The sequence below is a fragment of the Hydrogenophaga sp. RWCD_12 genome, from assembly GCF_046604225.1.
Taxonomy (GTDB): Bacteria; Pseudomonadota; Gammaproteobacteria; order Burkholderiales; family Burkholderiaceae_C; genus Hydrogenophaga.
Genome location: NZ_JBKIXC010000002.1, coordinates 634,601 through 660,564 on the forward strand (window position 1 = coordinate 634,601; position 25,964 = coordinate 660,564).

General features: G+C 66.6%; 21 protein-coding genes. 17 read left to right on the forward strand and 4 right to left on the reverse strand.

Annotated features, from left to right (window positions below):
* The first annotated feature begins 9 nt into the window (after nt 1–9).
* The 3 genes from ACLIJ1_RS10160 to ACLIJ1_RS10170 are packed head-to-tail and all read left to right on the forward strand — an operon-like array spanning nt 10 to nt 4,051.
* Complete coding sequence (locus ACLIJ1_RS10160; RefSeq protein ID WP_411365391.1) at nt 10–744, forward strand: amino acid ABC transporter ATP-binding protein; 735 nt, start codon at nt 10–12, stop codon at nt 742–744.
* A complete protein-coding gene (locus ACLIJ1_RS10165) occupies nt 741–2,711 on the forward strand; it encodes an ATP-binding protein (protein WP_411365392.1) in 1,971 nt (656 codons plus the stop codon). The genes ACLIJ1_RS10160 and ACLIJ1_RS10165 overlap by 4 nt, the downstream gene beginning before the upstream one ends.
* Entirely contained in the window at nt 2,708–4,051 is a 1,344-nt protein-coding gene (locus ACLIJ1_RS10170) for a sigma-54-dependent transcriptional regulator (protein WP_411365393.1), read from the forward strand. Before ACLIJ1_RS10165 ends, ACLIJ1_RS10170 begins: the two co-directional genes overlap by 4 nt.
* 5 nt (nt 4,052–4,056) lie before the next feature.
* Here the strand turns inward: ACLIJ1_RS10170 and xdhB are convergent, their stop codons facing one another.
* Both xdhB and xdhA read right to left on the reverse strand, forming a co-directional pair.
* Nucleotides 4,057–6,357: a xanthine dehydrogenase molybdopterin binding subunit gene (gene xdhB / locus ACLIJ1_RS10175; protein WP_411365394.1), complete on the reverse strand. Its 2,301-nt coding sequence runs from the start codon at nt 6,355–6,357 to the stop codon at nt 4,057–4,059.
* Nucleotides 6,354–7,853 (reverse strand): xanthine dehydrogenase small subunit, encoded by a 1,500-nt coding sequence (gene xdhA, locus ACLIJ1_RS10180; protein ID WP_411365395.1) that lies wholly within the window; start codon nt 7,851–7,853, stop codon nt 6,354–6,356. The genes xdhB and xdhA overlap by 4 nt, the downstream gene beginning before the upstream one ends.
* 94 nt (nt 7,854–7,947) lie before the next feature.
* Here xdhA and ACLIJ1_RS10185 point away from each other — a divergent pair, with 94 nt between their 5' ends.
* The 13 genes from ACLIJ1_RS10185 to ACLIJ1_RS10245 all read left to right on the forward strand — a co-directional run bounded on the left by ACLIJ1_RS10185 (nt 7,948) and on the right by ACLIJ1_RS10245 (nt 22,889).
* The gene (locus ACLIJ1_RS10185) at nt 7,948–8,901 is read left to right on the forward strand and encodes a LysR family transcriptional regulator (protein ID WP_411365396.1); all 954 of its coding nucleotides are present in this window, start codon (nt 7,948–7,950) and stop codon (nt 8,899–8,901) included.
* A gap of 40 nt (nt 8,902–8,941) precedes the next feature.
* Nucleotides 8,942–10,480, forward strand: coding sequence for an ABC transporter ATP-binding protein (locus ACLIJ1_RS10190; protein WP_411365397.1), 1,539 nt, complete (start codon nt 8,942–8,944; stop codon nt 10,478–10,480).
* Complete coding sequence (locus ACLIJ1_RS10195) at nt 10,467–11,522, forward strand: ABC transporter permease (protein ID WP_411365398.1); 1,056 nt, start codon at nt 10,467–10,469, stop codon at nt 11,520–11,522. The genes ACLIJ1_RS10190 and ACLIJ1_RS10195 overlap by 14 nt, the downstream gene beginning before the upstream one ends.
* Nucleotides 11,523–11,535: 13 nt before the next feature.
* A complete protein-coding gene (locus ACLIJ1_RS10200; RefSeq protein ID WP_411365399.1) occupies nt 11,536–12,456 on the forward strand; it encodes an ABC transporter permease in 921 nt (306 codons plus the stop codon).
* 45 nt (nt 12,457–12,501) lie between these two features.
* Nucleotides 12,502–13,662, forward strand: a complete 1,161-nt coding sequence (locus ACLIJ1_RS10205) for a BMP family ABC transporter substrate-binding protein (protein ID WP_411365400.1) — start codon at nt 12,502–12,504, stop codon at nt 13,660–13,662.
* Nucleotides 13,663–13,731: 69 nt separating this feature from the next.
* Nucleotides 13,732–14,796, forward strand: coding sequence for a Rieske 2Fe-2S domain-containing protein (locus ACLIJ1_RS10210; protein ID WP_411365401.1), 1,065 nt, complete (start codon nt 13,732–13,734; stop codon nt 14,794–14,796).
* A gap of 16 nt (nt 14,797–14,812) precedes the next feature.
* Nucleotides 14,813–15,820: an adenosine deaminase gene (locus ACLIJ1_RS10215; protein WP_411365402.1), complete on the forward strand. Its 1,008-nt coding sequence runs from the start codon at nt 14,813–14,815 to the stop codon at nt 15,818–15,820.
* An 86-nt stretch (nt 15,821–15,906) separates the two neighbouring features.
* Nucleotides 15,907–16,983: a BMP family ABC transporter substrate-binding protein gene (locus tag ACLIJ1_RS10220; protein ID WP_411365403.1), complete on the forward strand. Its 1,077-nt coding sequence runs from the start codon at nt 15,907–15,909 to the stop codon at nt 16,981–16,983.
* Nucleotides 16,984–17,080: 97 nt separating this feature from the next.
* Nucleotides 17,081–18,355 (forward strand): guanine deaminase, encoded by a 1,275-nt coding sequence (guaD, locus tag ACLIJ1_RS10225; protein ID WP_411365404.1) that lies wholly within the window; start codon nt 17,081–17,083, stop codon nt 18,353–18,355.
* 63 nt (nt 18,356–18,418) lie between these two features.
* Complete coding sequence (dcd, locus tag ACLIJ1_RS10230; RefSeq protein ID WP_411365405.1) at nt 18,419–18,988, forward strand: dCTP deaminase; 570 nt, start codon at nt 18,419–18,421, stop codon at nt 18,986–18,988.
* Between the two features lie 169 nt (nt 18,989–19,157).
* Nucleotides 19,158–20,261, forward strand: a complete 1,104-nt coding sequence (locus ACLIJ1_RS10235; RefSeq protein ID WP_411365406.1) for a fatty acid desaturase — start codon at nt 19,158–19,160, stop codon at nt 20,259–20,261.
* A 113-nt stretch (nt 20,262–20,374) separates the two neighbouring features.
* The gene (locus tag ACLIJ1_RS10240; protein ID WP_411365407.1) at nt 20,375–21,283 is read left to right on the forward strand and encodes a neutral zinc metallopeptidase; all 909 of its coding nucleotides are present in this window, start codon (nt 20,375–20,377) and stop codon (nt 21,281–21,283) included.
* A gap of 82 nt (nt 21,284–21,365) precedes the next feature.
* Nucleotides 21,366–22,889 carry a DEAD/DEAH box helicase gene (locus ACLIJ1_RS10245; protein ID WP_411365408.1) on the forward strand — a complete coding sequence of 508 codons (1,524 nt, stop codon included), beginning with the start codon at nt 21,366–21,368 and terminating at the stop codon, nt 22,887–22,889.
* 16 nt (nt 22,890–22,905) lie between these two features.
* Here the strand turns inward: ACLIJ1_RS10245 and ACLIJ1_RS10250 are convergent, their stop codons facing one another.
* Nucleotides 22,906–23,736 (reverse strand): symmetrical bis(5'-nucleosyl)-tetraphosphatase, encoded by an 831-nt coding sequence (locus ACLIJ1_RS10250; protein ID WP_411365409.1) that lies wholly within the window; start codon nt 23,734–23,736, stop codon nt 22,906–22,908.
* Between the two features lie 9 nt (nt 23,737–23,745).
* On the opposite strand from ACLIJ1_RS10250, the gene ACLIJ1_RS10255 reads away from it, so the two are divergent.
* The gene (locus tag ACLIJ1_RS10255; protein WP_411365410.1) at nt 23,746–25,044 is read left to right on the forward strand and encodes a hemolysin family protein; all 1,299 of its coding nucleotides are present in this window, start codon (nt 23,746–23,748) and stop codon (nt 25,042–25,044) included.
* Here ACLIJ1_RS10255 and ACLIJ1_RS10260 read toward each other — a convergent pair.
* Nucleotides 25,031–25,924, reverse strand: coding sequence for a LysR family transcriptional regulator (locus ACLIJ1_RS10260; RefSeq protein WP_411365411.1), 894 nt, complete (start codon nt 25,922–25,924; stop codon nt 25,031–25,033). The genes ACLIJ1_RS10255 and ACLIJ1_RS10260 overlap by 14 nt on opposite strands.
* Between the last annotated feature and the right edge of the window lie 40 nt (nt 25,925–25,964).

A 25,964-nucleotide genomic window follows, 5' to 3' on the forward strand; every position in this document is an offset into this window, starting at 1 on the left:
AGCATCGCCGTGATCGATATCAAGAATGTGTCCAAGTGGTACGGCAGCTTCCAGGTGCTGACCGATTGCACCACCTCCATCCAGAAGGGTGAGGTGGTGGTGGTCTGCGGCCCGTCGGGCTCGGGCAAGTCCACCCTCATCAAGACCGTGAACGCCCTCGAACCCTTCCAGAAGGGCGACATCGTGGTGGACGGCATCAGCCTGGCCGATCCGAAGACCAATCTGCCCAAGCTGCGCAGCCGCGTGGGCATGGTGTTCCAGCACTTCGAGCTGTTCCCGCACCTGTCGGTGACCGAGAACCTGACGATTGCGCAGATCAAGGTGCTGGGCCGCAACGCCGACGATGCCAAGGCCCGGGGTCTGAAGATGCTCGACCGCGTGGGCCTGATGGCGCACAAGGACAAGTTCCCGGGACAGCTTTCGGGCGGCCAGCAGCAGCGTGTGGCGATTGCGCGCGCTCTCAGCATGGACCCGATCGTGATGCTGTTCGACGAGCCGACCTCGGCGCTGGACCCGGAGATGGTGGGTGAAGTGCTGGACGTGATGGTCCAGCTGGCCAACGAGGGCATGACCATGATGTGCGTGACGCACGAGATGGGCTTTGCGAAGAAGGTCAGCCACCGCGTGATCTTCATGGATGCGGGCAAGATCGTGGAAGATTGCCGCCGCGACGAGTTCTTCGGCAACCCCGACGCCCGCTCGCCGCGCGCCAAAGACTTCCTCTCCAAGATCCTGTCCCATTGAGCCCTTCTGCCGACGTACCTGTTCTGACGGCCGCTGCGCCCGGCCCCAGCGGCCCGCGCGCAGGCGGCTGGCTGGTGCGTCGGCTGCTGCTGGTCCTGCTGGGCCTGGCGGTCGTGGCCCTGACCGGCGCGACCGTCTACCAGCGCAGCTTTGCGCAGGGTGAACGCAACCTCAAGGCCGCCACCAACAGCCGGCTGGACCTGTTTGCATCGGTGGTCGAGGCCCGGGTGCGCCGACTGGAACCGGTGCCGGCCACGATCCAGCTCAACCCCTCCGTGCTGGCGCTGCTGCGCTCGCCCGATCCGGCCCACGGGCGCGCCGCCAACGACTACCTGTCGCGGCTGAACGCCCACCTGGGCAGTGTGGCGGTCTACGTGCTCGATGTGCGTGGCGTGGTGGTGGCGTCGAGCAACACGGGTGAACCCGACGACAGCCAGCTGGGCGAGGACGTGTCGTACCGTCCGTATTACCTGGAGGCGCTGGCCGGCCGTTCGACGCGCCACTTCGCGATCGGCAGCGGCGGGCAGGCCGGCTATTTCGCGTCGCACCCGATCCACGACGGATCGCGGGTGGTCGGTGTGGCGGCGGTGAAGATCGGGCTGGATGCGCTGGAGCAGACCTGGGCCATGCTGGCCGCACCCGCGCTGGTGGCCGACGCCAACCAGGTCGTGATCCTTTCTTCCCAGCCCGGCTGGCGCTACACCTCGCTGGCGCCGCTGCCGCCCGAGCGGCGCGTCGACCTTCAGCTGACGCAGACCTACGGTTCGCTGCGGCTGCCGATCTTTCCGATCGAGGTGAAGCTGTCGGTCGACGAAGACACGCAGGAAGTGCAGGGCTTCGTGTCCGGCGAGGATTCCCGGCACCGTGCGGCCCTGGGCGCCGGCGGCAACCGCGCGGGTTTCCTGGTGCTCGGTCGTTCGCTGGACGGCATGGACTGGCGGGTGCTCATCTTCTCCAGCCTCGCGGCGGTGCGGCAGCAGGCGCTGGTCGACGGTGTGGGCGGGGCGGTGTCGGCGGCCTTTCTGATCCTGCTGGTGCTCTACTGGAGCCAGCGCCGGCGCATCGAGAAACAGAAGCTGGCGGCCAAGCAGCTGCTGGAGCAAGCCAACGCCGAGCTGGAGCGGCAGGTGGGCCTGCGCACCCAGGAACTCACCGATGCCAACGTCCAGCTGCGCCGCGAGATCGCGGAACGGGAACAGACCGAACAGACCTTGCGCGCTGCCCAGGACGAGCTCGTTCATGCCGGCAAGATGGCGGTGCTGGGCCAGCTGGCCGCGAGCATCACCCACGAACTGACGCAGCCCCTGGGCGGCATCCGCACGCTGGCCGGCAACGCTGCGGAGTTCATGCGCCGCGGCAACCATCCGGCGGCGCAGGAGAACCTGACCATCGTGGCGCGGCTGGTGGAGCAGATGGCGCGCATCATCGACCCGCTCAAGAGCTTTTCACGCAAGTCGGGCGCCTCCCCGGCGACCACGGACATCGGCCGGGTCGTCGACCAGGCGCTGTTCCTGTTTCAGCTTCGCCTGCGTCACGACCAGGTGCGTGTCGACAACCGTTGCGAGGCCGGTCGCTGGCTGGCCTGGTGCGATGCCAACCGGCTGGAGCAGGTGATCGTCAACCTCGTCGGCAACGCGCTGGATGCGATGCGGGATGCGCTGGAGCGGACGCTGACCATTGACGCGGAGCAGATGGATATCGATGGCGTTGCCATGGTGGCGCTGCGGGTGCGCGACAGCGGCAAGGGACTGAGCCCGACCGACCTGGCGCGCCTGTTCGAACCGTTCTACACCACCAAGCCCGGCGGCGCGGGTCTGGGGCTGGGGCTGGCCATCTGCCGCGACCTTGTCGCAGAATTCCAGGGCGAGCTGACCGCCCGCAACCACCCCGGCGGCGGCGCCTGTTTCACCCTGCTGGTGCCAGTGGGGCCTGCCGGCGGCAACGCCCACGAAGAATTTTCCCGATGAACCGTTCCCTCACCGTGTACCTGGTCGAAGACGACACGGATCTCCAGCTCGGCTGCGTGCAGGCGCTGCAGCTGGCCGACCTCCCGGTGCGTGCGTTCGGCTCGGTGGAGGCGGTGCTGCCGCACGTCAGCCCCGGCATGGATGGCGTGATCGTGACCGACATGCGCCTGCCCGGTGCCGACGGGCTCTCCCTCATCACCGAAGCGCACGACATCGACCCGGACCTTCCGGTGATCATGATCACCGGCCACGGCGACGTGAACCTGGCGGTGCAAGCCATGCGTGCCGGCGCCTACGACTTCATCCCCAAGCCGTTTTCCCCCGAGCAGCTGGTCGAGGTGGTGCAGCGCGCGCTGGAGAAGCGCCGCCTGACGCTGGAGGTGGCCAACCTGCGGCGTGCGCTCACGCTCAGCGAAGGCCTCGAAGGCAAGCTGGTCGGGCATTCGCCGGCCATCGCCCGTGTGCGGCAACTGGTGACCGAGATTGCCGACTCGCCGGTGGATGTGCTCATCCGCGGCGAGACCGGCACCGGCAAGGAAGTCGTGGCGCGCGCGCTGCACGACCACTCGCGCCGCCGAAACGCGCCTTACGTCGCGCTCAACTGCGGCGGCCTGCCCGACAGCCTGCTCGACAGCGAACTGTTCGGCCACGAACCCGGTGCCTTCACCGGTGCGCAGAAGCGCCGCATCGGCCGCATCGAACACGCCAACGGCGGCACGCTGTTCCTGGATGAGCTCGAAAGCATGCCGATGGGCGTGCAGGTCAAGCTGCTGCGGGTGCTGCAGGAGCGCAGCATCGAACGCCTGGGCTCGAACCAGAGCATCCCGGTGGATGTGCGCGTGGTTGCGGCGACCAAGGACGACCTGCTCGCCCGCGCGCAGCAGGGAAGCTTCCGCGCCGACCTGGTCTACCGGTTGAACGTGGTCAACATCGAACTGCCGGCCCTGCGCGACCGGAGGGAAGACATCCCGATGCTGCTGGAGCATTTCATGCTGCTGGCGGCCAGCCGCTACGACCGGCCCGAGCCCCGCCTGCCCCAGGCCCAGCTGCGCCAGCTGATGGCACGCGACTGGCCGGGCAATGTGCGCGAGCTGCGCAATGTGGCCGACGCGCTGGTGCTGGGTGTCGGGCCGCAATGGGTGTCGCCGCATGCGGCGCCGGCCGGCGCTGCTGCAGGCGCCGGAGAGCCCGGCCTGGCCGAGACGGTGGACCAGTTCGAACGCAGTCTGATCGCCGACGCGCTGGAGCGCCACGGCGGCAACGTTGGCCAGACTGCCAAGGCCCTGAGCGTGCCCAAGACCACGCTGGTGGACAAGATCCGCAAGCACGGCCTGCGGTAGGCGCCTTACCCCAGGCTGCGCAAGACTTCCTCGGCCGTGGCCGGTGCATTCATCATTGCCGGCTGACCGCCCGCCTGTGCCACCGCATCGCGCAGCGCTTCGAACACGCTGATGCCCAGCATGAACGGAGGCTCGCCCACGGCCTTGCTGCCGTGCACGTTGTCTTCGCGGTTGGCCTCGGGCCAGAGATCGACCTTGAAGTGCGCGGGGATGTCGCCCGTGGCCGGGATCTTGTAGGTGCTGGGAGCGTGGGTCTGCAGGTAGCCCTTGCCGTTCCACACCAGCTGTTCGGTCGTCAGCCAACCCATGCCTTGCACGAAGGCGCCTTCGATCTGGCCGATGTCGATCGCCGGATTGATGCTGCGGCCCACGTCGTGAAGGATGTCCACCTTGAGCACGCGGCTCTCGCCGGTCAGGGTGTCGATGGCCACTTCGCTCACCGCAGCCCCGTACGAGAAGTAGTAGAACGGCCGGCCCAGCATGGTGGTCTTGTCGTAGTGGATCTTGGGAGTGCGGTAGAAGCCGTCGCTCCAGAGCTGGATGCGGTTGGCGTACGCCGCGCCCACCACGTCTTCCCAGCGGCGGGTGGTCTTGTCGGTGATGACCTGCCCACCCTCGAAACGCACCGCACCCGCCCCCACACCGTCCAGACCCGCCACGAAGGCCGCCAGGTTCTGGCGCACCTGGCGCGCGGCGAACTGGGCCGCGCGGCCGTTGAGGTCGGTGCCGCTGCTGGCCGCGGTGGCGCTGGCGTTGGGCACCTTGCTGGTGTCGCTGGCGGTGCTCAGAACCTTGTCGAACGGCACGCCCAGCTCGTCGGCCACGATGGCCGCGACCTTGGTGTTCAGGCCCTGGCCCATCTCGGTGCCGCCATGGTTCACCTGCACGCTGCCGTCGGTGTAGACGTGCACCAGCGCGCCGGCCTGGTTGAACAGCGTGGCGGTGAAGCTGATGCCGAACTTGACCGGTGTGAGCGCCAGGCCCTTCTTGATGATGGGGCTCTGCGCGTTGAAGGCCTCGATCTGCTCGCGCCGTTCGCGGTAGCCGCTGGTGAGCGCCAGCTGCGTCATCAGCGGTTCGAGGATGTTGTCCTCCACCGTCATCTGATAGTGGGTGACGTTGCGATCCTCGATGCCATACAGGTTGCGCAGCCGCACATCGAGCGGGTCCTTGCCCAGCGCACGGGCGATGTCGCCCAGGATGCGCTCGATCACGATCACACCCTGCGGCCCGCCAAAGCCGCGGAAGGCCGTGTGGCTCTGCGTGTTGGTCTTGCAACGGAAAGAGTGGATGGCAACGTCTTCGAGGAAGTAGGCGTTGTCGGCGTGGAAGATGGCGCGGTCGGCCACCGGGCCCGAGAGGTCGGCGGAAAAGCCGCAGTTGGCCAGCATCTCCAGGTCCAGACCGCTGAGCAGGCCCGTGTCGTCAAAGCCGACGCGGTAGTGGTAGGCGAAGGGGTGGCGCTTGCCGGTGATCATGAAATCGTCGTCGCGGTCCAGCCGCAACTTGACCGGGCAGCGCAGCTTGTTCGCTGCGATGGCGGCCCAGACCGCGAGGTGACCGGCTTGCGTTTCCTTGCCGCCAAAGCCGCCGCCCATGCGCCGGCATTCGACCGTGACCGCGTGGTTGGCAATACCCAGGGCGTGCGAGACCCAGTGCTGCACCTCGCCGGGGTGCTGGGTGCTGCTGTAAACCCACCACTGGTTCTGCTCCAGCGGCAAGACGTAGGCGATCTGGCCTTCGAGGTAGAAGTGCTCCTGGCCGCCGATCTCGAACGTACCTTCCAGGGTGTGCGGGGCGCGCCTCAGGGCTGCGGCCGCGTCGCCGCGCTTGACGTGCACCGGCGGCAGCACATAACTCTCCAGCGCATGGGCTTCGTGCACGGTCAGCACCGGGTCCAGCACCTCGATGTCCCACTTCACCAGGCGGGCCGCGCGGCGTGCGGTCATGGCGTCGTCGGCCAGGATCAGCCCACCCACCTGGCCGATGAACTGCACCGTACCGTGGGCGAACACCGGTTCGTCGTGCGCGAAAGCCGCGAGCGTGGTGTCGCCCGGGATGTCTGCCGCACTGATGAAGGCACGCACACCGGGCAGGGCCAGCGCGGCCGAGGTGTCGAAGCCCTTGAGCTTGCCGTGAGCCACCGGCGAACACACCGGCGCCGCGTGCAGCGTGCCGCGCACCTCGGGGATGTCGTCGATGTAGGTCGCGGCACCGGCCACCTGGGCGCGGGCGCTTTCGTGAAATCTTGAAACGCCAGCGGCGGGTGTGTTGTTCACCACAAGTTTGAGATCCGGTGCGTTCATGACAGGGCCTCCACGGTGTTGAGGCTGTCCAGATTGATGCCCTGAAGGCCCTGGCTTTCCAGCCAGAAGCGCTGCAGCAGGTTGCCCAGCACGGTCTGCCGGTAGGTGGCGCTGGCGCGCATGTCGGAGATGGGCTGGAACTCGGCGCGCAGGGCGGCGGCGCCGGCCATCACGGTGTCGGCGTTCCAGGGCTGGCCGAGCAGGGCGGCTTCGGTCCGGCGGGCGCGAGCCGGGGTGGCGGCCACGCCGCCGGCGCCGATCGACACCTGCTGTACCACACCGCCTTTCACCGTCAGCTGGATCGCGAGGCAGACGGCAGAGATGTCGTCGTCAAAACGCTTGCTGATTTTGTAGACCTTTTCGAGTGCATGCCCGGTTGGCCTGGGCACCTTGATCCAGCACAGCAGTTCGTCCGCCCGCATCACATTGGTCCGGTAGCCGGTGTACAGGTCTTCCAGGCGCAGCTCGCGGTGGGCGATCTCGCCGCCGGCTTTCGTTTTCTTCCAGCGCATCAGCACCACGCTGGCGCCCAGCGCGATCAGCAGCGGCATCGAGTCGCCAATCGGTGAGCCGTTGGCCACGTTGCCGCCCAGCGTGCCAGAGTTGCGTACCGGGAGACCGGCGAAGCGCTGGCCGAAGGTCTGGAGCTGGGGGCGTTCCTTCACCAGTGCGGCGAAGGCGTCGGTCAGCGTGACCGCGGCGCCGATGGCGATGTGGTGTGGGTAGGTTTCCACGCGCTGCAGCTCGCGCGCGGCGGTCACATCCAGCACTTGCGCGAACCGCTTGTGCTGCTTGGTGACCCACAGGCCGACGTCGGTGGTGCCGGCCACGACCTGGGCTTTGGGGTTCGCGGCGCGCGCCTGCAGCAGTTCGGTCAGGGTGGAAGGGCGCAGATACGGCGACGTACTGCCCGACCTGGCCTTCAGAGCCTTGAGGGTGCTTACCGTCGCGGCTTCGTCGACCGCGCAACCGGCGGGCAGGGGCAGTGAAGCCATCTGCTGCGCCGCGTCGAGGATCGGCCGGTAGCCGGTGCAGCGGCAGAGGTTCCCCGAGAGGTCCACCTGGGCCTTCACGCGGGTGATGCCCTGGCCGCCTTGCGTGTTCTGGTACATCCCGAACAGGCTCATCACAAAGCCGGGCGTGCAGAAGCCGCACTGGCTGCCGTGGCACTGCACCATGGCTTCCTGCGCCGGGTGCAGTTCGCCCGACGGCGCCGCGATGTCTTCGGCGGTGAACACCGCCATGCCGTCCACCGAATGCGCCAACCGGATGCAGCTGTTGATTGCCCTGTATTGCAGCCTGCCGCCCACCGCCTCGCCCAGCACCACGGTGCAGGCGCCGCAGTCGCCTTCTCCGCAGCCCTCCTTGGTCGCGCTCAGGTGCAGGTCTTCGCGCAGCACCTCGAGCAGGGTTCGGTCGGGCGGCACGCCGGGGACGGTCACGACCTCGCCGCGGCGCAGGAATCTCAGGGTTTGTCCGGAGTTGGGAGCATTCATGCGGGGCAGCATAGCGCCAGGCCGCGTGGCACAACATATGCTCTGGCGTATGGCGAGAATGTCTGAACCCCATCCGCGCGCATGATGCAAGGGTATGAAATACGTGTCCATGTTCGACAAGATTGATCTGCACCTGATCCGCGTGCTGCACACGGTCCTGACCGAGCGCAGCGTGTCGCGGGCGGCGTTGCGGCTGGGCATGCACCAGCCGGCGGTCAGCGCGTCGCTCAAGCGCCTGCGGGAACTGGCCGGGGACCCCCTTCTGGTGCGTTCGGGCGCCAGCATGGTGCCTACCGTGGCCGGTCTGCGCATGATCGAACCAGCCGCCGGCATCCTGCGCAGCGCCGAAATGCTGTTTTCCGACGCCCGCGCCTTCGACCCGGCGACCGCGACCCACAGCTTCAGCCTGGCCGCCAGCGATTACCTGGACCCGTTGTTCCTGCCCCAGCTGGTGACCCAGATCAAGACCAATGCACCGCACTGCGGCATCGAGATCCATCCCCTGTCGGCCGACGCCGACTACCGCTCGCACCTGGCCCAGGGGCACTACGAGGTGGTGATCGGCAACTGGCCCAAGCCGCCCGAAGACCTGCACCTGGGCCGCCTGTTCGGCGACGAGGTGGTGAGTCTGGTGGCCAATCACCACCCGGCCGCGCGGCGCGGCTGGGACGTCGACGCATGGCTGTCGGCCGAACACATCGCCCCCACGCCAACCCACCCCGGTGCCCGTGGCTTCATCGACGAACACCTGGACACCCAGGGCCTGTCGCGCAACATCGTCGCGCGCTGCCCTCATTTCGGGCTGATCCCGGCCATGGTGGCTGGCAGCCTGCTGGTGCTGACCACCGGGCGCCAGTACGCCGAGCGCTTCACCGCCTCGCTGCCGGTCCAGGTGCTGGCCTGTCCGGTACCGTTCCCGCGCATGATGTATTACCAGCTCTGGCATGAGCGCACCCACACCTCCAGCGCCAGCCGCTGGTTGCGCGAGCAGATCAAATCGGTCGCGGCTTCGCTGCGCCGGACCGAAGCGCAGGCGGACGCGGCATGACAATGCCGGGTCTGCCCCGAACAACAAGAAGGAGATCGCCTTGACGACCCCCCGACTGCAACTGACCGGCATCACCAAGCGCTATCCCGGCGTGGTGGCCAACAGCAACGTCTCGCTGTCTGTCGCGCCCGGCGAGATCCATGCCGTGCTGGGCGAGAACGGCGCCGGCAAGTCCACGCTGATGAAGATCATCTACGGCTCGGTCAAGCCCGACGAAGGCGCGGTGATGTTCAACGGCCGGCAGGTCGCGATCCGCAACCCGCAGGAAGCGCGGGCGCTGGGCATCAGCATGGTGTTCCAGCACTTTTCGCTGTTCGACACCATCACCGTGGCCGAAAACGTCTGGCTGGGGCTGGACAAGTCGCTCACGCTGGCCGAGGTGACCGCCAGCATCGACGCCACGGCGGCCGAGTACGGCCTGGACATCGACCCCAAGCGCCCGGTGCATACGCTGTCCGTTGGCGAGATGCAGCGGGTGGAAATCATCCGCGCGCTGCTGACCAGCCCGCAGCTGCTGATCCTGGACGAACCGACCTCGGTGCTGACGCCGCAGGCGGTAGAGAAGCTCTTCGTGGTTCTGAAGAAACTGGCCTCCGAAGGCTGCTCGATCCTGTACATCAGCCACAAGCTGCACGAGATCCGCGAACTCTGCACCGCCTGCACCGTGCTGCGCGGCGGGCAGGTCACCGGGGTCTGCAACCCGCAGAACGAAAGCAACGCCTCGCTCTCGCGCCTGATGATCGGCGCCGAACCGCCGGCGCTGCAGGCGCGTGCGCTCAACGCCGGCGCCGCGGTGCTGGAGGTCCAGGGCCTGACCCTCGCCAGCGGCGACCCTTTCGGCACCGATCTGGCCGACATCGCGCTGACGGTGCGTGCCGGGGAGGTGGTCGGCATCGCCGGTGTCTCGGGCAACGGACAGGCCGAGCTGCTCTACGCGCTCTCTGGCGAAGACACCCATGCACCCGCTGGCAGCGTCCGCGTGGGCGGGCAGGACGCGTCGCGCCTGCCGCCGGGCCGGCGCCGCGCATTGGGCCTGCACTTCGTGCCCGAAGAGCGGCTGGGCCGCGGCGCGGTGCCGACGCTGTCACTGGCGCACAACCTGCTGCTCACCCGCCGCGACGCGCTGGGCAAGGGCGGCTGGCTGCGGCTGGGCGCGCTCAAGGCGCAGGCCGAAGACATCATTGCCCGCTACAACGTCAAGGCCAACGGGCCGGGCGCGGCGGCCAAGTCGCTCTCGGGCGGCAACCTGCAGAAGTTCATCGTCGGCCGCGAGATCGAGGCCAAACCCAAGCTGCTGATCGTCAGCCAGCCAACCTGGGGTGTGGACGTCGGTGCTTCGGCGCAGATCCGCGGCGAGATCCTGGCGCTGCGCGATGCCGGTTGCGCGGTGCTGGTGGTCAGCGAGGAGCTGGACGAGCTTTTCGAGATCAGCGACCGGCTGCACGTGATTGCCAAGGGGCGTCTCTCGCCCTCGATCGACCGCGCCAGGGCGACGGTGGAGCTGATCGGCGAATGGATGTCGGGCCTCTGGGACGGCGCGAACCACAACCACAAGGAGAGCGCGCATGTTGCGGCTTGAAGCCCGTCCCCAACCCTCGGCGCGTTGGGGCTACGCCTCGCCGCTGCTGGCGCTGGCCATCACCGTGGTGATCGGCGTGATCCTGTTTGCGCTGCTGGGCAAGGACCCGGTGCGTGGCCTGCAAGTGTTTTTCTGGGAGCCGCTCAAGAGCGGCTATGCGCTGACCGAACTGATGGTCAAAGCCACGCCCCTGCTGATCATCGCGTTGGGGCTCGCCGTGTGTTTCCGCTCCAACGTCTGGAACATCGGCGCCGAAGGCCAGTACGTTCTTGGCGCGATCTTCGCCGCGGGCGTGGCGCTGTCGGCCGGGCCGGATACCGGGCGCGGCGTGGTGGTGCTGATCCTCCTGGCGGGTGTCTTCGGCGGCATGCTCTGGGCCGGCATCACGGCGTTGCTGCGCGACCGATTCAATGCCAACGAGATCCTGGTCAGCCTGATGCTGGTCTATGTGGCGATCCAGGTGCTCAATTACCTGGTCTACGGTCCCTGGAAGGACCCGCTGGGTTACAACTTCCCGCAGACCAAGACCTTCGACGCGGTGACCCAGATTCCGAAGCTGGTGCAGGGCACGCGGCTGAACATCGGCCTGTTGCTGGCGCTCGCCGGTGTGGCGGGGGCCTGGCTGTTCCTGTTCCGCACCTACGCCGGGTTCGCCCAGATCGTCGGCGGCCTGGCACCCGCCGCGGCGCGCTACGCGGGGTTTTCTTCGCGCAAGGCGCTGTGGGTGGCCCTGCTGACCTCGGGTGCGGCGGCCGGTCTGGCGGGCGCGCTGGAAGTGGCCGGGCCGATTGGCCAGCTCACACCCTATGTACCGATGGGCTACGGCTTCGCGGCCATCATCGTGGCCTTCGTCGGCCGCCTGCATCCGGTGGGCATCGTGTTCTCGGCCATCCTGATGAGCATGTTCTACATCGGCGGCGAGCTGGCGCAGTCGCGGCTGGGCCTGCCCAAGTCGATCACCGGCGTGTTCCAGGGCCTGCTGCTGTTTGCGCTGCTGGCCTGCGACACGCTGATCGCGTACCGCGTGGTCTGGAAGAAGTAAGAGGAACGCTGACATGGACTCCACCGCTCTTCTCATCGCTGCTTCCCTCAACGCCGGCACCGTGCTGGCGATCGCCTCGCTGGGGCTGCTGATCAACGAAAAGGCCGGCATCGTCAACCTCGGCGCCGAGGGCATGATGCTGTGCGCCGCGTTGGCGGGTTTTGCCACGGTGGTCAACACCGGCAGCCCGCTGCTGGGCTTTGCCGCTGGCATGCTGGTCGGCGCGCTGCTGGCCGCGATCTTCGGCGTGCTGGTGATCTGGCTCAACACCAACCAGTACGCGACCGGCCTGGCGCTCACGCTCTTCGGTGGCGGCTTCTCGGCGTTTGCCGGCACCAGCTACGTGCAGGCCAAACTGAACACCACGCCGGCGACGCCGATCCCGGTGCTGTCAGAGATCCCGTTTCTGGGCGCCGCGCTGTTCCGCCACCACCCGATGGTCTATGTCTGCATGGCCCTGGTGGCGGGCCTGATCTGGTTCCTCTGGCGCACGCGCGCGGGTCTGGTGCTGCGCAGCGTGGGCGAGAGCCCCGAGTCGGCCCACGCGCTGGGCTATCCGGTGCGTCGCATCCGGTTCCTGGCCGTGATCGCTGGCGGGGCGCTGTGTGGCCTGGCCGGTGCGTATGTGTCGACCGCCTACACGCCGCTGTGGGTCGAGGGCATGATCGCCGGCAAGGGCTGGATCGCGCTGGCCCTCACGACCTTCGCGACCTGGCGCCCCGCTCGGGTGCTGATGGGTGCCTACCTGTTTGGTTTCGTGACCATGCTGCAGTTCCACCTGCAGGGCATGGGCGTCAATGTGCCCAGCCAGTTCCTGACCATGATGCCGTACCTGGCGACCATCGTGGTGCTGGTGCTGATCTCTCGCAACCCGACATGGATCCGCATCAACATGCCCGCATCGATCGGCAAACCGTTTTATCCCGGCTCCTGACGGGTTCATAATTTCCCTTTCACCCCAACCCACCAAGAGGTTTTCATGACCGACCTGAACAAACGTTCCCTCATCAAGCTCGCGGCGCTCACCGCCGTGGCCAGCGCGGCCCTGATCGGCTGCGGCAAGAAGGAAGAAGCGCCTGCAGCTCCTGCTGCTGCGCCGGCGGCGGCACCCGCTGCGGCCGCACCCGCTCCCAAGGCCGAGCCCCTGAAGGTGGCGTTCGCCTACGTCGGCCCGGTGGGCGACGGCGGCTGGACCTTCGCGCACGACAACGCCCGCAAGGCGCTGGAAGCCGAGTTCGGCGACAAGATCAAGACCAGCTTCGTCGAAGGCGTGCCCGAAGGCCCCGACGCCGAGCGCGTGATGCGTGACCTGGCCAGCCAGGGCAACAAGGTCATCTTCGGCACCACCTTCGGCTACATGGAGCCCATGCTCAAGGTCGCGCCCGACTTCAAGGACGTGAAGTTCGAGCACGCCACCGGCTACAAGACCGCCGAGAATATGCGCACCTACGACAGCCGCACCTACGAAGGCGCGTACATGGCTGGCGTGATCGCCGGTTCGGTGACCAAGACCAACACCCTCGGTGTCGTGGCCTCGATCCCAATTCCCGAAGTGATCCGCAACATCAACAGCTTCACCCTGGGCGCCCAGTCGGTGAACCCCAAGGTCAAGACCAAGGTGGTCTGGGTCAACGGCTGGTTTGATCCGCCGAAGGAAACCGAAGCTGCCACCTCGCTGATCAACGGCGGCGCCGACGTTCTGATGCAGAACACCGACTCCCCGGCCGTGCTCAAGACCGCCGAAGAGAAGGGCAAGCGTGCCTTCGGATGGGATTCCGACATGACCGCCTACGGTCCCAAGGCCCACCTGGCCTCGTCCGTCATCAACTGGGGCCCGTACTACAAGAAGGCCGTCAAGGACGCGCTGGAAGGCACCTGGGCGACCGGCGGTGTCTGGTGGGGCGTGAAGGAAGGCGCGATCGACATCGTCTCCATCGCCGCCGACGTGCCGGCCGAAGCCAAAGCCAAGATCGACACGGTCAAGGCCGGCCTGAAGGACGGTTCCTTCGCCATCTGGAAGGGCCCGATCATGGGTCAGGACGGCAAGGAAGTGCTGGCCAAGGACGTGGTTGCCGACGACAAGTTCCTGGGCGGCATCAAGTTCTACGTCAAGGGCGTCGAGGGGAAACTCCCGAACTGATGTCGGAACTTCGCTGACAGCCCGAACAAAGGCCGCCTTCGGGCGGCCTTTTCTGTTTCAAGGATCCACATGATCGAAAGACAACTCTGGCACCCGGTGATTGCGGGAATTCATCTGCGTGAAGACCCGGTGGCGGTGGAGCTGCTGGGGCAGGCGCTGGTGCTCTGGCGCGAGCCGGGTCACGAAGGTGCTGCGGGGCTGGTGCATGCCTGGGCCGATCGCTGTCCGCACCGTGGTGCGAAGCTTTCGCTCGGCCGTGTGCTGCACCACTTGCACGGCGCGCGGCTGGAATGCCCGTACCACGGCTGGCAATTTGCGGGCGAGGTGGCGGCGCGCCAGGGGCACGGCGAGCCGGTGACCGTGGGGCGCAGCGTGCATGTGCCGGCCGCGCCGGCGTTCGAGCCGCCCGCCGCACATTGTGTGGACGTGTTCGAAGCGCAGGAGGGCCATGGTCTGGTCTGGGTGCGGCTGGAACGGCCAGACCGGTCGGAGGTGCCCGCCACGCTGTGCGAGCCGCCAGCGTTCGATGCCTGGAGCGATCCGGTGTGGCGCCAGGTGCTGTGTGGCCCTTATGAGGTGGGGACCAGCGCGCCGCGCCTGGTGGAAAACTTCCTGGACCTGAGCCACTTCGGCTTTGTGCACGAAGGCTGGCTGGGCGCGCGCAGCCATGCGCAGGTTGAGACCGGCCGGGTCGACGAAGGCCCCGACGGCGTGAAGGCGCGCGAGTGCAAGGCCTGGCAGCCGCGGGCCTACGTGGGAGCCGAGCAGGGTGCCTGGATCGCCTACCGCTACGACGTGCCGCATCCTTTCGCCGCCATCCTGCGCAAGGACGCGGCCGAGGGCGATCCGGTGAGCAACGCGATCGCGCTGTTCATCCGCCCCGATGGCCCCGAGGCCTGCACCGCCTGGTTCGCGATGGCCACGCTGGGTGACCTGTCGGACGATGAAGAGCTGCGTGATTTCCAGAACGCGGTGTTCGCGCAGGACCGGCCGGTGGTCGAGTCGCAGCAACCCAAACGCCTGCCCATCGGCAAGGACGGGCCGGTTGGGGAGGTGCACGGACCGGCCGACCGCATGTCCAGCGCTTACCGGCGCTACCTCGCGCGCCTGGGCATGTCGCTGGGTGTCTGCTGACCGAAAAGGAACTTCCATGAACGCCATCGAACTCGCCCGCGCGATCCCCAAGGCCGAGCTGCACATCCACATCGAAGGCTCGCTGGAGCCTGAGCTGATCTTCGCGCTCGCCCAGCGCAACGGTGTGACCTTGAGCTATCCCAGTGTCGAAGCCTTGCGCGCCGCCTATGCATTCACCGACCTGCAGAGCTTCCTGGACATCTACTACGCGGGCGCCAGCGTGCTGCTGACGGCGCAGGATTTTCACGACATGGCCTGGGCCTACTTCCTGCGCGCCAAAGCCGATCACGTCATGCACACCGAGCTGTTTTTTGATCCGCAGACGCATACGGCGCGTGGTGTGCCGATGGCGGCGGTGATCGAAGGGCTGACGGGCGCCTGCCGTCGGGCAGAAGCGGAGCTGGGCATCAGCTCGGCGCTGATCCTGTGTTTCCTGCGCCACCTGAGCGAAGAGGATGCCTTCGCCACGCTGGAGGCCGCGCTGCCGTTCCGCGAACACTTCATCGGCATCGGCCTCGATTCGAGCGAGCTCGGCCACCCGCCTTCGAAGTTCCAACGGGTCTTCGCGCGTTGCCGCGAGCTGGGCCTGAAGCTGGTCGCGCACGCGGGCGAGGAAGGGCCACCGGCCTACATGCGCGAAGCGATCGACTTGCTGCAGGTGCAACGCATCGACCACGGGGTGGCGGTCATGCAGGATGCCGTGTTGATGGCTGATCTGGCACGTTCGCGCATGCCGCTGACGGTGTGCCCGCTGTCCAACCTCAAGCTGTGCGTGGTGAAGGACCTGCGCGATCACCCGCTCAAAAGGATGCTCGATGCCGGCCTGTGCGCCACGGTCAACTCCGACGACCCGGCCTACTTCGGCGGCTACATGAACGCTAACTTCGAACAGACCGTGCAGGCGCTTCAACTCAGCCGCGACGACGTGATCCAGCTCGCGAAGAACAGCTTCGAGGCCAGCTTCATCGGTGAGGAACGGCGACAGTCCTGCCTTACCGAACTGGAGCGCGTGGCCGCGGGCTGAGCCGCTCCGGTAAAATCCCGTCCGACGAGCCGGTGCTTCCCCGGCTCGTTTTCTTTTGTCTGCCGGAAGCCATGTAGAGGACCACCATGTACAAAAACCTCGCAGCCGCACTCGCGGCCGCCTGTTTTTTCTCCCCTGTTTTTTCCCAACCGTCGTCGCCGCCGGTCAAGGCTGCCTTCGTCTATGTCGCGCCGCTGACCGATGCGGGCTGGGTGCGCCAGCACGACCAGGGCCGCCTCGCGGTCGAGGCCGCGTTGCCCGGTCAGGTCAAGACCACCTTCGTCGAGAACGTGGCCGAAGGCCCGGACGCGGAGCGCGTGATCCGTGACCTGGCGATGCAGGGCAACCAGATCATCTTCACACCCAGCTTCGGCTACATGGAGCCCACGCTCAAGGTGGCGCAGGAGTTTCCAGGCGTGAAGTTCGAGTCGGTCACCGGTTACAAGACGGCGACCAATGTGGCCGCGTCCAACGCGCGCTACTACGAAGGCCGCTACCTCGCCGGCATCGCCGCGGGGCGGATGGCGACGCAAGCCGGTTACGTCGCGGGTTTTCCAATTCCCGAGGTGGTGCAGGGCATCAATGCCTTCGCGCTTGGCATGCGCTCGGTCAATCCGAAGGCGACGGTGCGCGTGGTGTTCCTCGGTGAATGGTTCAACCCGCCGCGCGAACGCGACGCGGCGGTGAGCCTGATGAACCAGGGCGCCGAAGTGCTGGCATTCCACACCGGCTCGAACGCCGTGATGGTCGCGGCACAGGAACGCGGCAGGCTCGCCGTGGCCTACCACTCCGACATGCGCAAGGTGGCGCCCGATGCGCAGGTGGCGGCAGTCACGCACCAGTGGGGCGACTACTACACGCGGCGTGTCAAGGCGGTGCTGGATGGCAGCTGGAAGAGCGGCAGCGTCTGGGGTGGCGTGCGCGAAGGCATGATCCGCGTCGACAGCTTCGGCAGCAAGGTGCCCGCCGCCGTGCAGTCCGAGGTGCAGAAGCGCCAGGCCGAGATGGCGGCCGGAAAGCTCGCGGTGTTCACCGGCGGCAAGCGGGGTGTGAAGGACAACGAAGGCAAGACCGTGATCGCACCGGGGCAGTCGCTGGACGATGGCGCGATCCTCGGCATGAACTGGTTCGCCGACGGCGTGATTGGCAAGGTCTCTCGCTGAGGCTTTGCGGGTTTGCGTGACGGGTTGCACGGCCAGATGGTGGTTATGCGACAGTCAGTATGCGCAGTGACGGTGCGGCGGCTAAGCTTCGCCGGTGATGAAAGCCTACCGCGCCGCGTTGCTCCGATTCGGCGACGACCACCAACCCCTGTATGAGTCCGACGGCCTGCTGGTCGTTGGTCCCGACGCGCACGGCCGCAAGGTGGTGCGCGCGGTCGGAGATCACGATGCGTTGATCGAACGTTTTGCCGGCGTGGCGGTGGAAGACCTGCGGGGATACCTGATCGCGCCAGGCTTCATCGACTTGCACGTGCACTATCCGCAGACCGATGTGATTGGTGCGCCGGCGGCCGGTCTGCTGCCCTGGCTGGAGAACTACACCTTTCCCCACGAATCGCGTTTTGCCGACAAGGACTATGCGCGCAGCGTGGCCGATTTCTTCTTCGACGAACTGGCCCGCCATGGCGTCACGACGGCACTGACCTTCGCGTCTTCGCATCCGGCGTCGGTGGACGCTGCCTTCGAGGTGGCCCAGTCACGCGGACTGCGCTTCATCACCGGCAAGGTGCTGCAGGACCGACACAGCCCGGACGGCGTGCGCGACCAGACCGAACAAAGCCTGATCGACACCGAAAGCCTGATCCGCCGCTGGCACGGCGTGGATCGGTTGGGTTATGCGATCACGCCGCGCTTTGCGCCAACCAGCAGTGAGGCGCAGTTGCGTGGTGCGGGCGAACTCGCCGCGAAGTACGGCGATGTGTGGATCCAGTCGCATGTGGCCGAGAACCACGATGAAGTGAAGTGGGTGGCAGAGCTTTTCCCGGACGCTCGCAGCTACCTGGGTGTGTATGGGGATTTCGGTCTGCTGCGCGAGCGCGCGGTCTACGCCCATTGCATCCATCTCGACGCGCACGACCGGCGTCTGATGAAGGAAACGGGCGCCGCCGCGGCCATCAGCCCCACCAGCAACCTGTTCCTGGGCAGCGGCTTCTTTGACTACGCAGCGGCCGATGCCGCTGGCATGCGCTACGGCCTGGCCAGCGATGTGGGTGGTGGAACCAGCTTTTCTCCCTTCCACACCATGATGGCCGCGTACTATGTGGGGCGCGAAGGGCACACCAAACCGGGGCTGAGCCTGACGCCGGGCCAGCTGTGGTGGCAACACACCGCGGGCGCCGCGCTGGCGTTGGGCCTGCAGGGAGTGGTCGGCAACCTCACGCCGGGCAACGAAGCAGACTTCGTGGTGCTGAACCCGAAGGCCACGCCGCTACTGGCCCGCAAGACGGCGCAGGCTGGCAATCTGGACGAGTTGTTGTTCGCGCTGATCGTGTTGGGTGATGACCGGGTCGTGAGCCGGACAGTCACGGCCTGAGTCCGCTGCGGCAGCCCAGCAGGGCGCTCCCTACAATCGGGGGCTATTCACGGAGCACGCAGCATGAGCATCAAGAGCGACAAATGGATCCGCCGCATGGCCGAAGAGCACGGAATGATCGAGCCCTTCGAGCCCGGCCAGGTCCGGCAGAACGCGGCCGGCGAAAAGATCGTCAGCTACGGCACCAGCAGCTACGGCTACGACATCCGCTGTGCGCCCGAATTCAAGGTCTTCACCAACATCCACAGCACGGTGGTGGACCCGAAGAACTTCGACGAGAACAGTTTCGTGGACATCAACAAGGATGTCTGCGTGATCCCGCCCAACAGCTTTGCGCTGGCGCGCACGATGGAGTACTTCCGCATCCCGCGCAATGTGCTCACCATCTGTCTGGGCAAGAGCACCTACGCACGGTGCGGCATCATCGTCAATGTCACGCCCTTTGAACCCGAATGGGAAGGCTACGTGACGCTGGAGTTCAGCAATACGACGCCGCTGCCGGCCAAGATCTACGCTGGTGAGGGCTGCGCGCAGGTCTTGTTCTTCGAGAGCGACGAGGTCTGCGAGACCAGCTACAAGGACCGCGGCGGCAAGTACCAGGGCCAGGTCGGCGTCACACTGCCAAAGACCTGATTGCGCCGGTTGTCCGGAAAAGCCCTTTTTCTGCCTTGATATTTGTCAGGCAGTCTTCACGGACGCCAGATAAAATTAGGGAGATCGCTCGATTCGGTGCAGAAATGCGGCGAAATCGTGGCCTCACATGGTGCCCGCCAGCCGGGTGTTAGCTCCCTTCCGACCCAGAATGTCTGACCCGAACGTCCACGCCCTGCCTCCCGATCCGATTCCGCTCGGGCAGCCACTGCCACACCGCAAAGTGATTCGCGGCTGGCTGACGCCGATTGCCGAGCAGCGCACTGCCGTGGGCATCGCGCTGCTGGTCATTGACTGGATCGCGTTCCTGGCCCTGATCGTCGGTACGGTGTTGCTGGACGCCTGGTGGGCCAAGCTGGTCTGTGGCCTGGCCGCTGGTTTCGTGATCGGGCGCCTGTTCATCATCGGCCATGACGCCTGCCACCAGAGCTACACGCCGCACCGCGGCCTCAACCGCATCCTGGGCCGCATCGCGATGGTGCCCTCGCTCACGCCGTACAGCCTCTGGGAAGTCGGACACAACGTCGTGCACCACGGCTACACCAACCTCAAGGGCGTGGACTTCGTCTGGGCGCCGCTGACCAAGGAAGAGTTCGAGGGTCTCAAGCCCGGACGCCGTTTCATGGAGCGCATCTACCGCAGTGGCTGGGGCCCGGCGCTGTATTACCTGGTCGAGATGTGGTGGAACCGCATGTATTTCCCGCGCAAGACCTACATGGGCACCAGCCGCCCGGAATTCACGCGCGACGGCGTGCTGGTGACGGTCTATGCCGTGCTGTGGATCGCGGCCCTGATCGGTGCCGCCTATGGCACTGACCAGTCGGCCTGGGCGCTGGTGGGATACGGGTTCGTGATCCCGTTCCTGTTCTGGAACGCCATGATCGGTTTCGTGGTCTACGTGCACCACACGCACACCGCGGTGCAGTGGCACGACGACAAGCACGCCTGGGCCAAGGCCGCGCCTTTCGTGTCGACCACGGTGCACCTGACATTCCCGATGAAGATCGGTGCCCTGATGCACCACATCATGGAGCACACCGCCCACCATGTGGACATGAGCGTGCCGCTGTACAAGCTCAAGAACGCGCAGAAACTGCTGGAAGACACCTTGCCCGGTCGCATCATCATCCAGCGCTTCTCCTGGCGCTGGTACTTCGAGACCGCGCGCAAGTGCAAGCTCTACGATTTCACCCGCCGCTGCTGGACCGACTTCCAGGGCCAGCCGACCAGCGACTTCAAGCCCGCTGTGGCCTGATCGCCTCAGCAACGGTACTTTCGCAAGCGCTGCCTCGGCAGCGCTTTTTGTTGGTGCTTTCGTTTGCATAATGCAGCGTTGGCCCCGACACAGGTGGCCCGAGGAGTGCGCACATGAAATGGGAAAACAACCGCCAGTCGGACAACATCGAGGACCGTCGCAATGAAAGCGGTGGCATGTTTGGCGGCGGAGGCGGTGCACCTCGGCGCGTGGGCGGCCGTGGCATCGGATTCGGCACCATCGTGATCGCGCTGCTGGCCAGCTGGATCTTCGGCATCAACCCGCTGACGGTGCTGGGCGTGCTCGGCGGTGGCGGGGAATTGATGCCCGACTCGGCCCAGACGGTGCCCGCCGCATCGGGCAAGACCGACAAACCCGACGACGAGATGGGCCGCTTCGTGTCTTCGGTGCTGGCCGGCACCGAGGACGTCTGGACCACCCTGTTCCAGCAGAGTGGCAGCCAGTACGAGAAGCCGCGCATGGTGCTCTACCGGGGCGTCACGCCGACCGCCTGTGGCACTGGCCAGTCTGCGATGGGTCCGTTCTACTGCCCGGGTGACCAGAAGGTCTACATCGATCTGGCGTTCTACGACACCATGCGCCGCCAGCTCGGCGCACCGGGCGACTTCGCGCAAGCCTATGTGATTGCGCACGAGGTAGGACACCACGTCCAGAACCTCACGGGTATTTCCGGCAAGGTCGAGCAGGCCCGCCAGCGCGTGAGCGAGCGCGAATACAACGCGCTGTCGGTGCGCCTGGAGCTCCAGGCCGACTGTTTTGCCGGTATCTGGGCGTATCACAACCACAAGAGCAAGGCGATACTGGAGCCTGGTGACGTCGAAGAGGCGCTCAATGCCGCCTCCGCCATTGGAGACGACACGCTGCAGAAGCGCAGCCAGGGCTACGCGGTGCCCGACAGCTTCACCCACGGCACCAGCGAACAGCGTCAGCGCTGGTTCCACAAGGGGCTGGAAGCGGGCAACGTGCAGGCCTGCGACACCTTCAACACGCGGCAGCTCTGAGTCCGGCCCAAGGGCGTCCGTTGCACACCATTTGGGCAGATTGGGGTCAAAGTGAGACAATAGGGGGCTAACCCGAAAGTCCATGACCCAATCCTTTTCCGAACTCCAGCTCTCTCCCAACCTCGCCCGCGCCATCGCGGAGATGGGTTACGAGAGCATGACGCCCATCCAGGCACAGGCCATTCCGGTCGTGCTGCAGGGGCGTGACGTGATGGGTGCCGCGCAGACCGGCACCGGCAAGACCGCCGCTTTCTCGCTGCCGTTGCTGCAGCGCATGCTCAAGCACGAGAACGCCTCCACCTCGCCCGCGCGCCACCCGGTGCGCGCCCTGGTGCTGCTGCCCACGCGCGAACTGGCCGACCAGGTGGCCGACCAGATCGCCCAGTACGCCAAATACACCCAGCTGCGCAGCACGGTGGTGTTCGGCGGCATGGACATGAAGCCCCAGACCGCTGAGCTCAAGAAGGGCGTCGAGGTGCTGGTGGCGACGCCGGGCCGTCTGCTGGACCACATCGAGGCCAAGAACTGCGTGCTCAACCAGGTCGAGTACGTGGTGCTCGACGAGGCCGACCGCATGCTGGACATCGGCTTCCTGCCCGACCTGCAGCGCATCCTGTCCTACCTGCCCAAGACCCGCACCACGCTGCTGTTCTCCGCCACGTTTTCGCCCGAGATCAAGCGGCTGGCCGGCAGCTACCTGCAGGACCCGATCACCATCGAAGTGGCGCGCTCCAACGCGACCGCATCGACCGTCGAACAGCACTTCTACCGCGTCGACGATGACGACAAGCGGCCTGTGCTGCGCCAGATCCTGCGCGAGCGCGGCGTCTCGCAGGCGTTTGTGTTCGTCAACAGCAAGCTCGGCTGCGCGCGGCTGGCGCGTTCCCTGGAGCGCGACGGTCTCAAGACCACCGCGCTGCACGGCGACAAGAGCCAGGACGAGCGCCTGAAAGCGCTGGATGCGTTCAAGCAGGGGCAGGTCGACCTGCTGGTCTGCACCGACGTGGCCGCACGCGGCCTGGACATCAAGGACGTGCCGGCGGTGTTCAATTTCGACATCCCGTTCAACGCCGAAGACTATGTGCACCGCATCGGTCGCACCGGCCGTGCTGGCGCTTCGGGCCTGGCCGTCTCGTTCGTGAGCGGCAAGGACACGCGACTGATGGCCGACATCGAGAAGCTCATCGGCAAGAAGCTCGAACTCGAAGCCGTGGAGCTGGAAGCCGACAAGCGGCCGGCCGGCCGTTTCAACGACGGCCAGCGTGCCTGGCGCGAAAGTGATGCTGGCACCGGCGAAGCCCCGCGCGATGGTGGGCGAGAAGGCCGCGAAATCCGTGAGGCCCGCCAGACCCGCGAAGGCCGTTCCAGCCGCGAGGACCGTGGAGCCGACCGCCGCCCAGTGCGGCCCAACCGCCCGCCGGCCGATCCGTTGTTCGACAAACCCTACGAACCGGCGATGGCCGACGATGCGAAGCCGTCGTGGGAGGAGGCTGCGCCCAAGCCGAGCCGCCTTTCGCCGAACATCAAGACGCGCAAGAAGCTGCCGGCGCTGTTCAAGCCGACCGAACCCGCTTCGACGGAAAGCACCCCGACGGAAAACGCCTGATCGTGGCGCGGCCGGCTCAGGCCGGTCCGGGTTTCTGGGCCTGCTCGCAGCGCACGTGGATGTGTTCAACGCTGTCGGTTCCAATGCGCGCCGCCGTCAGACAACCGCCCCAGACACAGCCGGTGTCCAGCGCCAGCAGGTCGCTGCGGTGCACATCGCGCAGGGTCGACCAGTGGCCGAACGCGATCCGTTCACCCTCGCTGCGCCGGCCTGGCACCTCAAACCACGGCATGAATCCTTCGGGCGCCGACGCAGCGCTGTCCTTGGTCTCGAACTCCATCACGCCGTCGGCGCTGCAGAACCTCAGCCGCGTCAACGCATTGACGATCACGCGCAGGCGGTCCAGACCCCGCAACCCGTCGCTCCATTGGTCTGGCCGGTTGCCGTACATGTTGTGCAGGAACACGCCCCATTCTGGCCCGCGAAGCTCGCTTTCGAGTTCGTGTGCCAGCACCAGCGTCTGTGCCGCATCCCATTGCGGCAGCACGCCCGCATGCACCATCAGCCAGCCCTGCATCTGCAGCGCCATCGGGCGCCTGCGCAGCCAGTCGAGCAGGATGTTGCGGTCTGGTGCCTGCAGGATGTCGTCCAGCGTGTCACTGCGGTGCGGCTTGCGCACCCCATGCGCGACCGCGAGCAGGTGCAGGTCGTGGTTGCCCAGCAGGCAGTGCGCCGCGCCGTCGAGCGCCATCATGCGCCGCAGCACCGCCAGCGACTGCGGCCCGCGGTTGACCAGATCTCCCAGCAGGACCAGCGTGTCTCGGCTGGGTGAAAACGCGATTTCGACGAGCAGGCGGCCCAGAGCTTCATCGCAGCCCTGCACGTCGCCGATCAGGTAAAGTGCCATCGGCCGATTATGGATACCCTGCTCATCATCTTTCTGACCCTGCTCAACGGCGCGTTCGCGATGTCCGAGATGTCGCTGGCAGCCAGCCGCAAGGCCCGGCTCGCGGCGATGGCCGAAGCCGGCGACAAGGGGGCGCAGACCGCGTTGGTGCTGCTGGAGCACCCGACTCAGTTCCTGTCGTCGGTGCAGGTGGGCATCACCTCGATCGGCATGCTCAACGGCATCGTGGGCGAGGCCGCCTTCAGCGATGGCGTGGCGGCATCACTGGTCGGCTGGGGTCTGGCAGCGCGCACCGCGGAGGCCGTGGCCACCGGCATCGTGGTGGCGGTCATCACCTTTGTGACCATCGTGTTCGGCGAGCTGGTGCCCAAGCGCATCGGCCAGCTCTATCCCGAGACCGTGGCGCGCTGGGTGTCGCGTCCCATGGCCTTTGTGGCCAAGGCGGCCAAGCCCTTCGTCTGGCTGCTGACGCACACCACGCAGTGGGTGCTCAAGCTGCTGCGCATCGACACCAACGCGCAGCAGTTCGTGACCGAGGAAGAAATCAACGCCAGCCTGGAGGAGGGCGTGGACGCCGGCATCATCGAGGCGCACGAGCACCAGATGGTGCGCAACGTGTTCCTGCTGGACGACCGCCAGCTGATTTCCATCATGGTGCCGCGCGCCGACATTCGCTGGCTCGATGCGGCGGACAGCGTGGAGCATGGAGCCGCCCAGGCCTGGTCCGACGGTCACTCGTGGTACCCGGTGTGCCGGGGCGGGCTCGACGATGTGGTCGGTGTGATCCATCTGCCACGCCTGCTGGCGCTGCGCGAGTCGAATGCGGCGGGAACCATTGGCGAGCACGCGCAGCCGGCCACCTTCGTGCCCGAGACACTGACCGGCATGGAGCTGCTGGAACAGTTCCGCGCCCGCGCCACGCGCATGGCCTTCGTGGTCGACGAATACGGTGTGGTGCAGGGCCTGATGACGCCACTGGACCTTCTCGAAGCGATCACCGGCGAGCTGTCGCCGGAGCGCCCGGTCGACGCCTGGGCCACCAAGCAGGACGACGGTTCCTGGCGGGTCGATGGTGCGATGCCGGTGGCTGAGCTCAAGGCGCGGCTGGACATCGACGAACTGCCCGATGAGGACAGGGGCCGTTACAACACAGTCGCCGGTCTGATGCAGAGTGTGGCCGGTGAACTGCTGGCGCAGGGCGACCACATCGACTGCGCGGGCTGGTGCTTCGAGGTGATCAAGCTCGAAGGGCGCCGCATCGACCAGGTGGAAATCCGCATGCTGGCCCGCGCCCTCAGCGGTGCGTGAACAGCCACTCCCGGAACGCCTGCGCCGCAGCAGACAGACGCTTGCCCCGCGGCACGACCACGTGCCAGCGGCGGATCAGTGGAAAGCCTTTCACATCCAGTTGCACCAGCTCACCCAGCGCCAGCTCGGCCGTCAGCGTGTGGCCTGACAGGACAGCCAGCCCCAGGCCACCGGCCACCGTCTGCTTGATCGCTTCGTTGCTGCCGACCTCCAGCCGGTTCTTGAGCGTGATGCCGTGCGCAGCGAAGAACTTCTCGGTGGTGAGTCGCGTGCCCGAACCTGCCTCGCGCAGGATGAAGGGCTCGTCCTTGAGCCGCGCGGGCGCGATGCGTTTTCTCCCCACCAGCGGATGTCCGGGCGGCGCCACCAGCACCAGCGGGTTGTCGGCAAAGGGCTCGCTGAGCACGTCCAGCTGCTCGGGCGGCTGACCCATGATGTAGAGATCGTCCTGGTTGTTGGCCAGGCGCTGCAGCAGGTTCTCGCGGTTGCCCACCACCATGGCGACGTCGATGCCCGGGTGCGCGGCGCAAAAGCCGCCGAGCAGCTTGGGCACGGTGTACTTCACCGTGGTCAGGATCGCGAGCTTGAGGCTGCCGCGTTCGATGCCCTGCAAGGCCGAGAGGTCCTCCGAAAGCCGGTCCAGCCGCAGCTGGATGTCGCCGCTGGCCTCGGCCAGGGTCTTGCCGGCCGGGGTGAGGTAGATCTTCTTGCCAAGTTGCTCAAACAGCGGCTGGCCCACCGTTTCCGACAGCTGCTTGACCTGCAGCGAGAGCGTGGGCGGCGAGAGGTGCAGCGCCTCGGCCGCGCGCGCGAAGCTGTTGTGCTCGGCCACGGCGTGAAAGATGCGCAGCTGGTGCAGGGTGAGGTGGCGCAGGTTCACGCAATGTCCTGATGGTTTGAAAAGTAAAACGTTATCGTAA

Coding starts and splice junctions, on each gene's coding strand:
- ACLIJ1_RS10250 (WP_411365409.1), bottom strand. CDS start 23,736: ATGGCACTTTACCTGATCGGCGACGTGCAGGGCTGCGATGAAGCTCTG.
- ACLIJ1_RS10255 (WP_411365410.1), top strand. CDS start 23,746: ATGGATACCCTGCTCATCATCTTTCTGACCCTGCTCAACGGCGCGTTC.
- ACLIJ1_RS10185 (WP_411365396.1), top strand. CDS start 7,948: ATGAAATACGTGTCCATGTTCGACAAGATTGATCTGCACCTGATCCGC.
- xdhA (WP_411365395.1), bottom strand. CDS start 7,853: ATGAATGCTCCCAACTCCGGACAAACCCTGAGATTCCTGCGCCGCGGC.
- xdhB (WP_411365394.1), bottom strand. CDS start 6,357: ATGAACGCACCGGATCTCAAACTTGTGGTGAACAACACACCCGCCGCT.
- ACLIJ1_RS10205 (WP_411365400.1), top strand. CDS start 12,502: ATGACCGACCTGAACAAACGTTCCCTCATCAAGCTCGCGGCGCTCACC.
- ACLIJ1_RS10220 (WP_411365403.1), top strand. CDS start 15,907: ATGTACAAAAACCTCGCAGCCGCACTCGCGGCCGCCTGTTTTTTCTCC.
- ACLIJ1_RS10195 (WP_411365398.1), top strand. CDS start 10,467: ATGTTGCGGCTTGAAGCCCGTCCCCAACCCTCGGCGCGTTGGGGCTAC.
- ACLIJ1_RS10240 (WP_411365407.1), top strand. CDS start 20,375: ATGAAATGGGAAAACAACCGCCAGTCGGACAACATCGAGGACCGTCGC.
- ACLIJ1_RS10235 (WP_411365406.1), top strand. CDS start 19,158: ATGTCTGACCCGAACGTCCACGCCCTGCCTCCCGATCCGATTCCGCTC.
- ACLIJ1_RS10200 (WP_411365399.1), top strand. CDS start 11,536: ATGGACTCCACCGCTCTTCTCATCGCTGCTTCCCTCAACGCCGGCACC.
- dcd (WP_411365405.1), top strand. CDS start 18,419: ATGAGCATCAAGAGCGACAAATGGATCCGCCGCATGGCCGAAGAGCAC.
- ACLIJ1_RS10245 (WP_411365408.1), top strand. CDS start 21,366: ATGACCCAATCCTTTTCCGAACTCCAGCTCTCTCCCAACCTCGCCCGC.
- ACLIJ1_RS10215 (WP_411365402.1), top strand. CDS start 14,813: ATGAACGCCATCGAACTCGCCCGCGCGATCCCCAAGGCCGAGCTGCAC.
- ACLIJ1_RS10170 (WP_411365393.1), top strand. CDS start 2,708: ATGAACCGTTCCCTCACCGTGTACCTGGTCGAAGACGACACGGATCTC.
- ACLIJ1_RS10210 (WP_411365401.1), top strand. CDS start 13,732: ATGATCGAAAGACAACTCTGGCACCCGGTGATTGCGGGAATTCATCTG.
- guaD (WP_411365404.1), top strand. CDS start 17,081: ATGAAAGCCTACCGCGCCGCGTTGCTCCGATTCGGCGACGACCACCAA.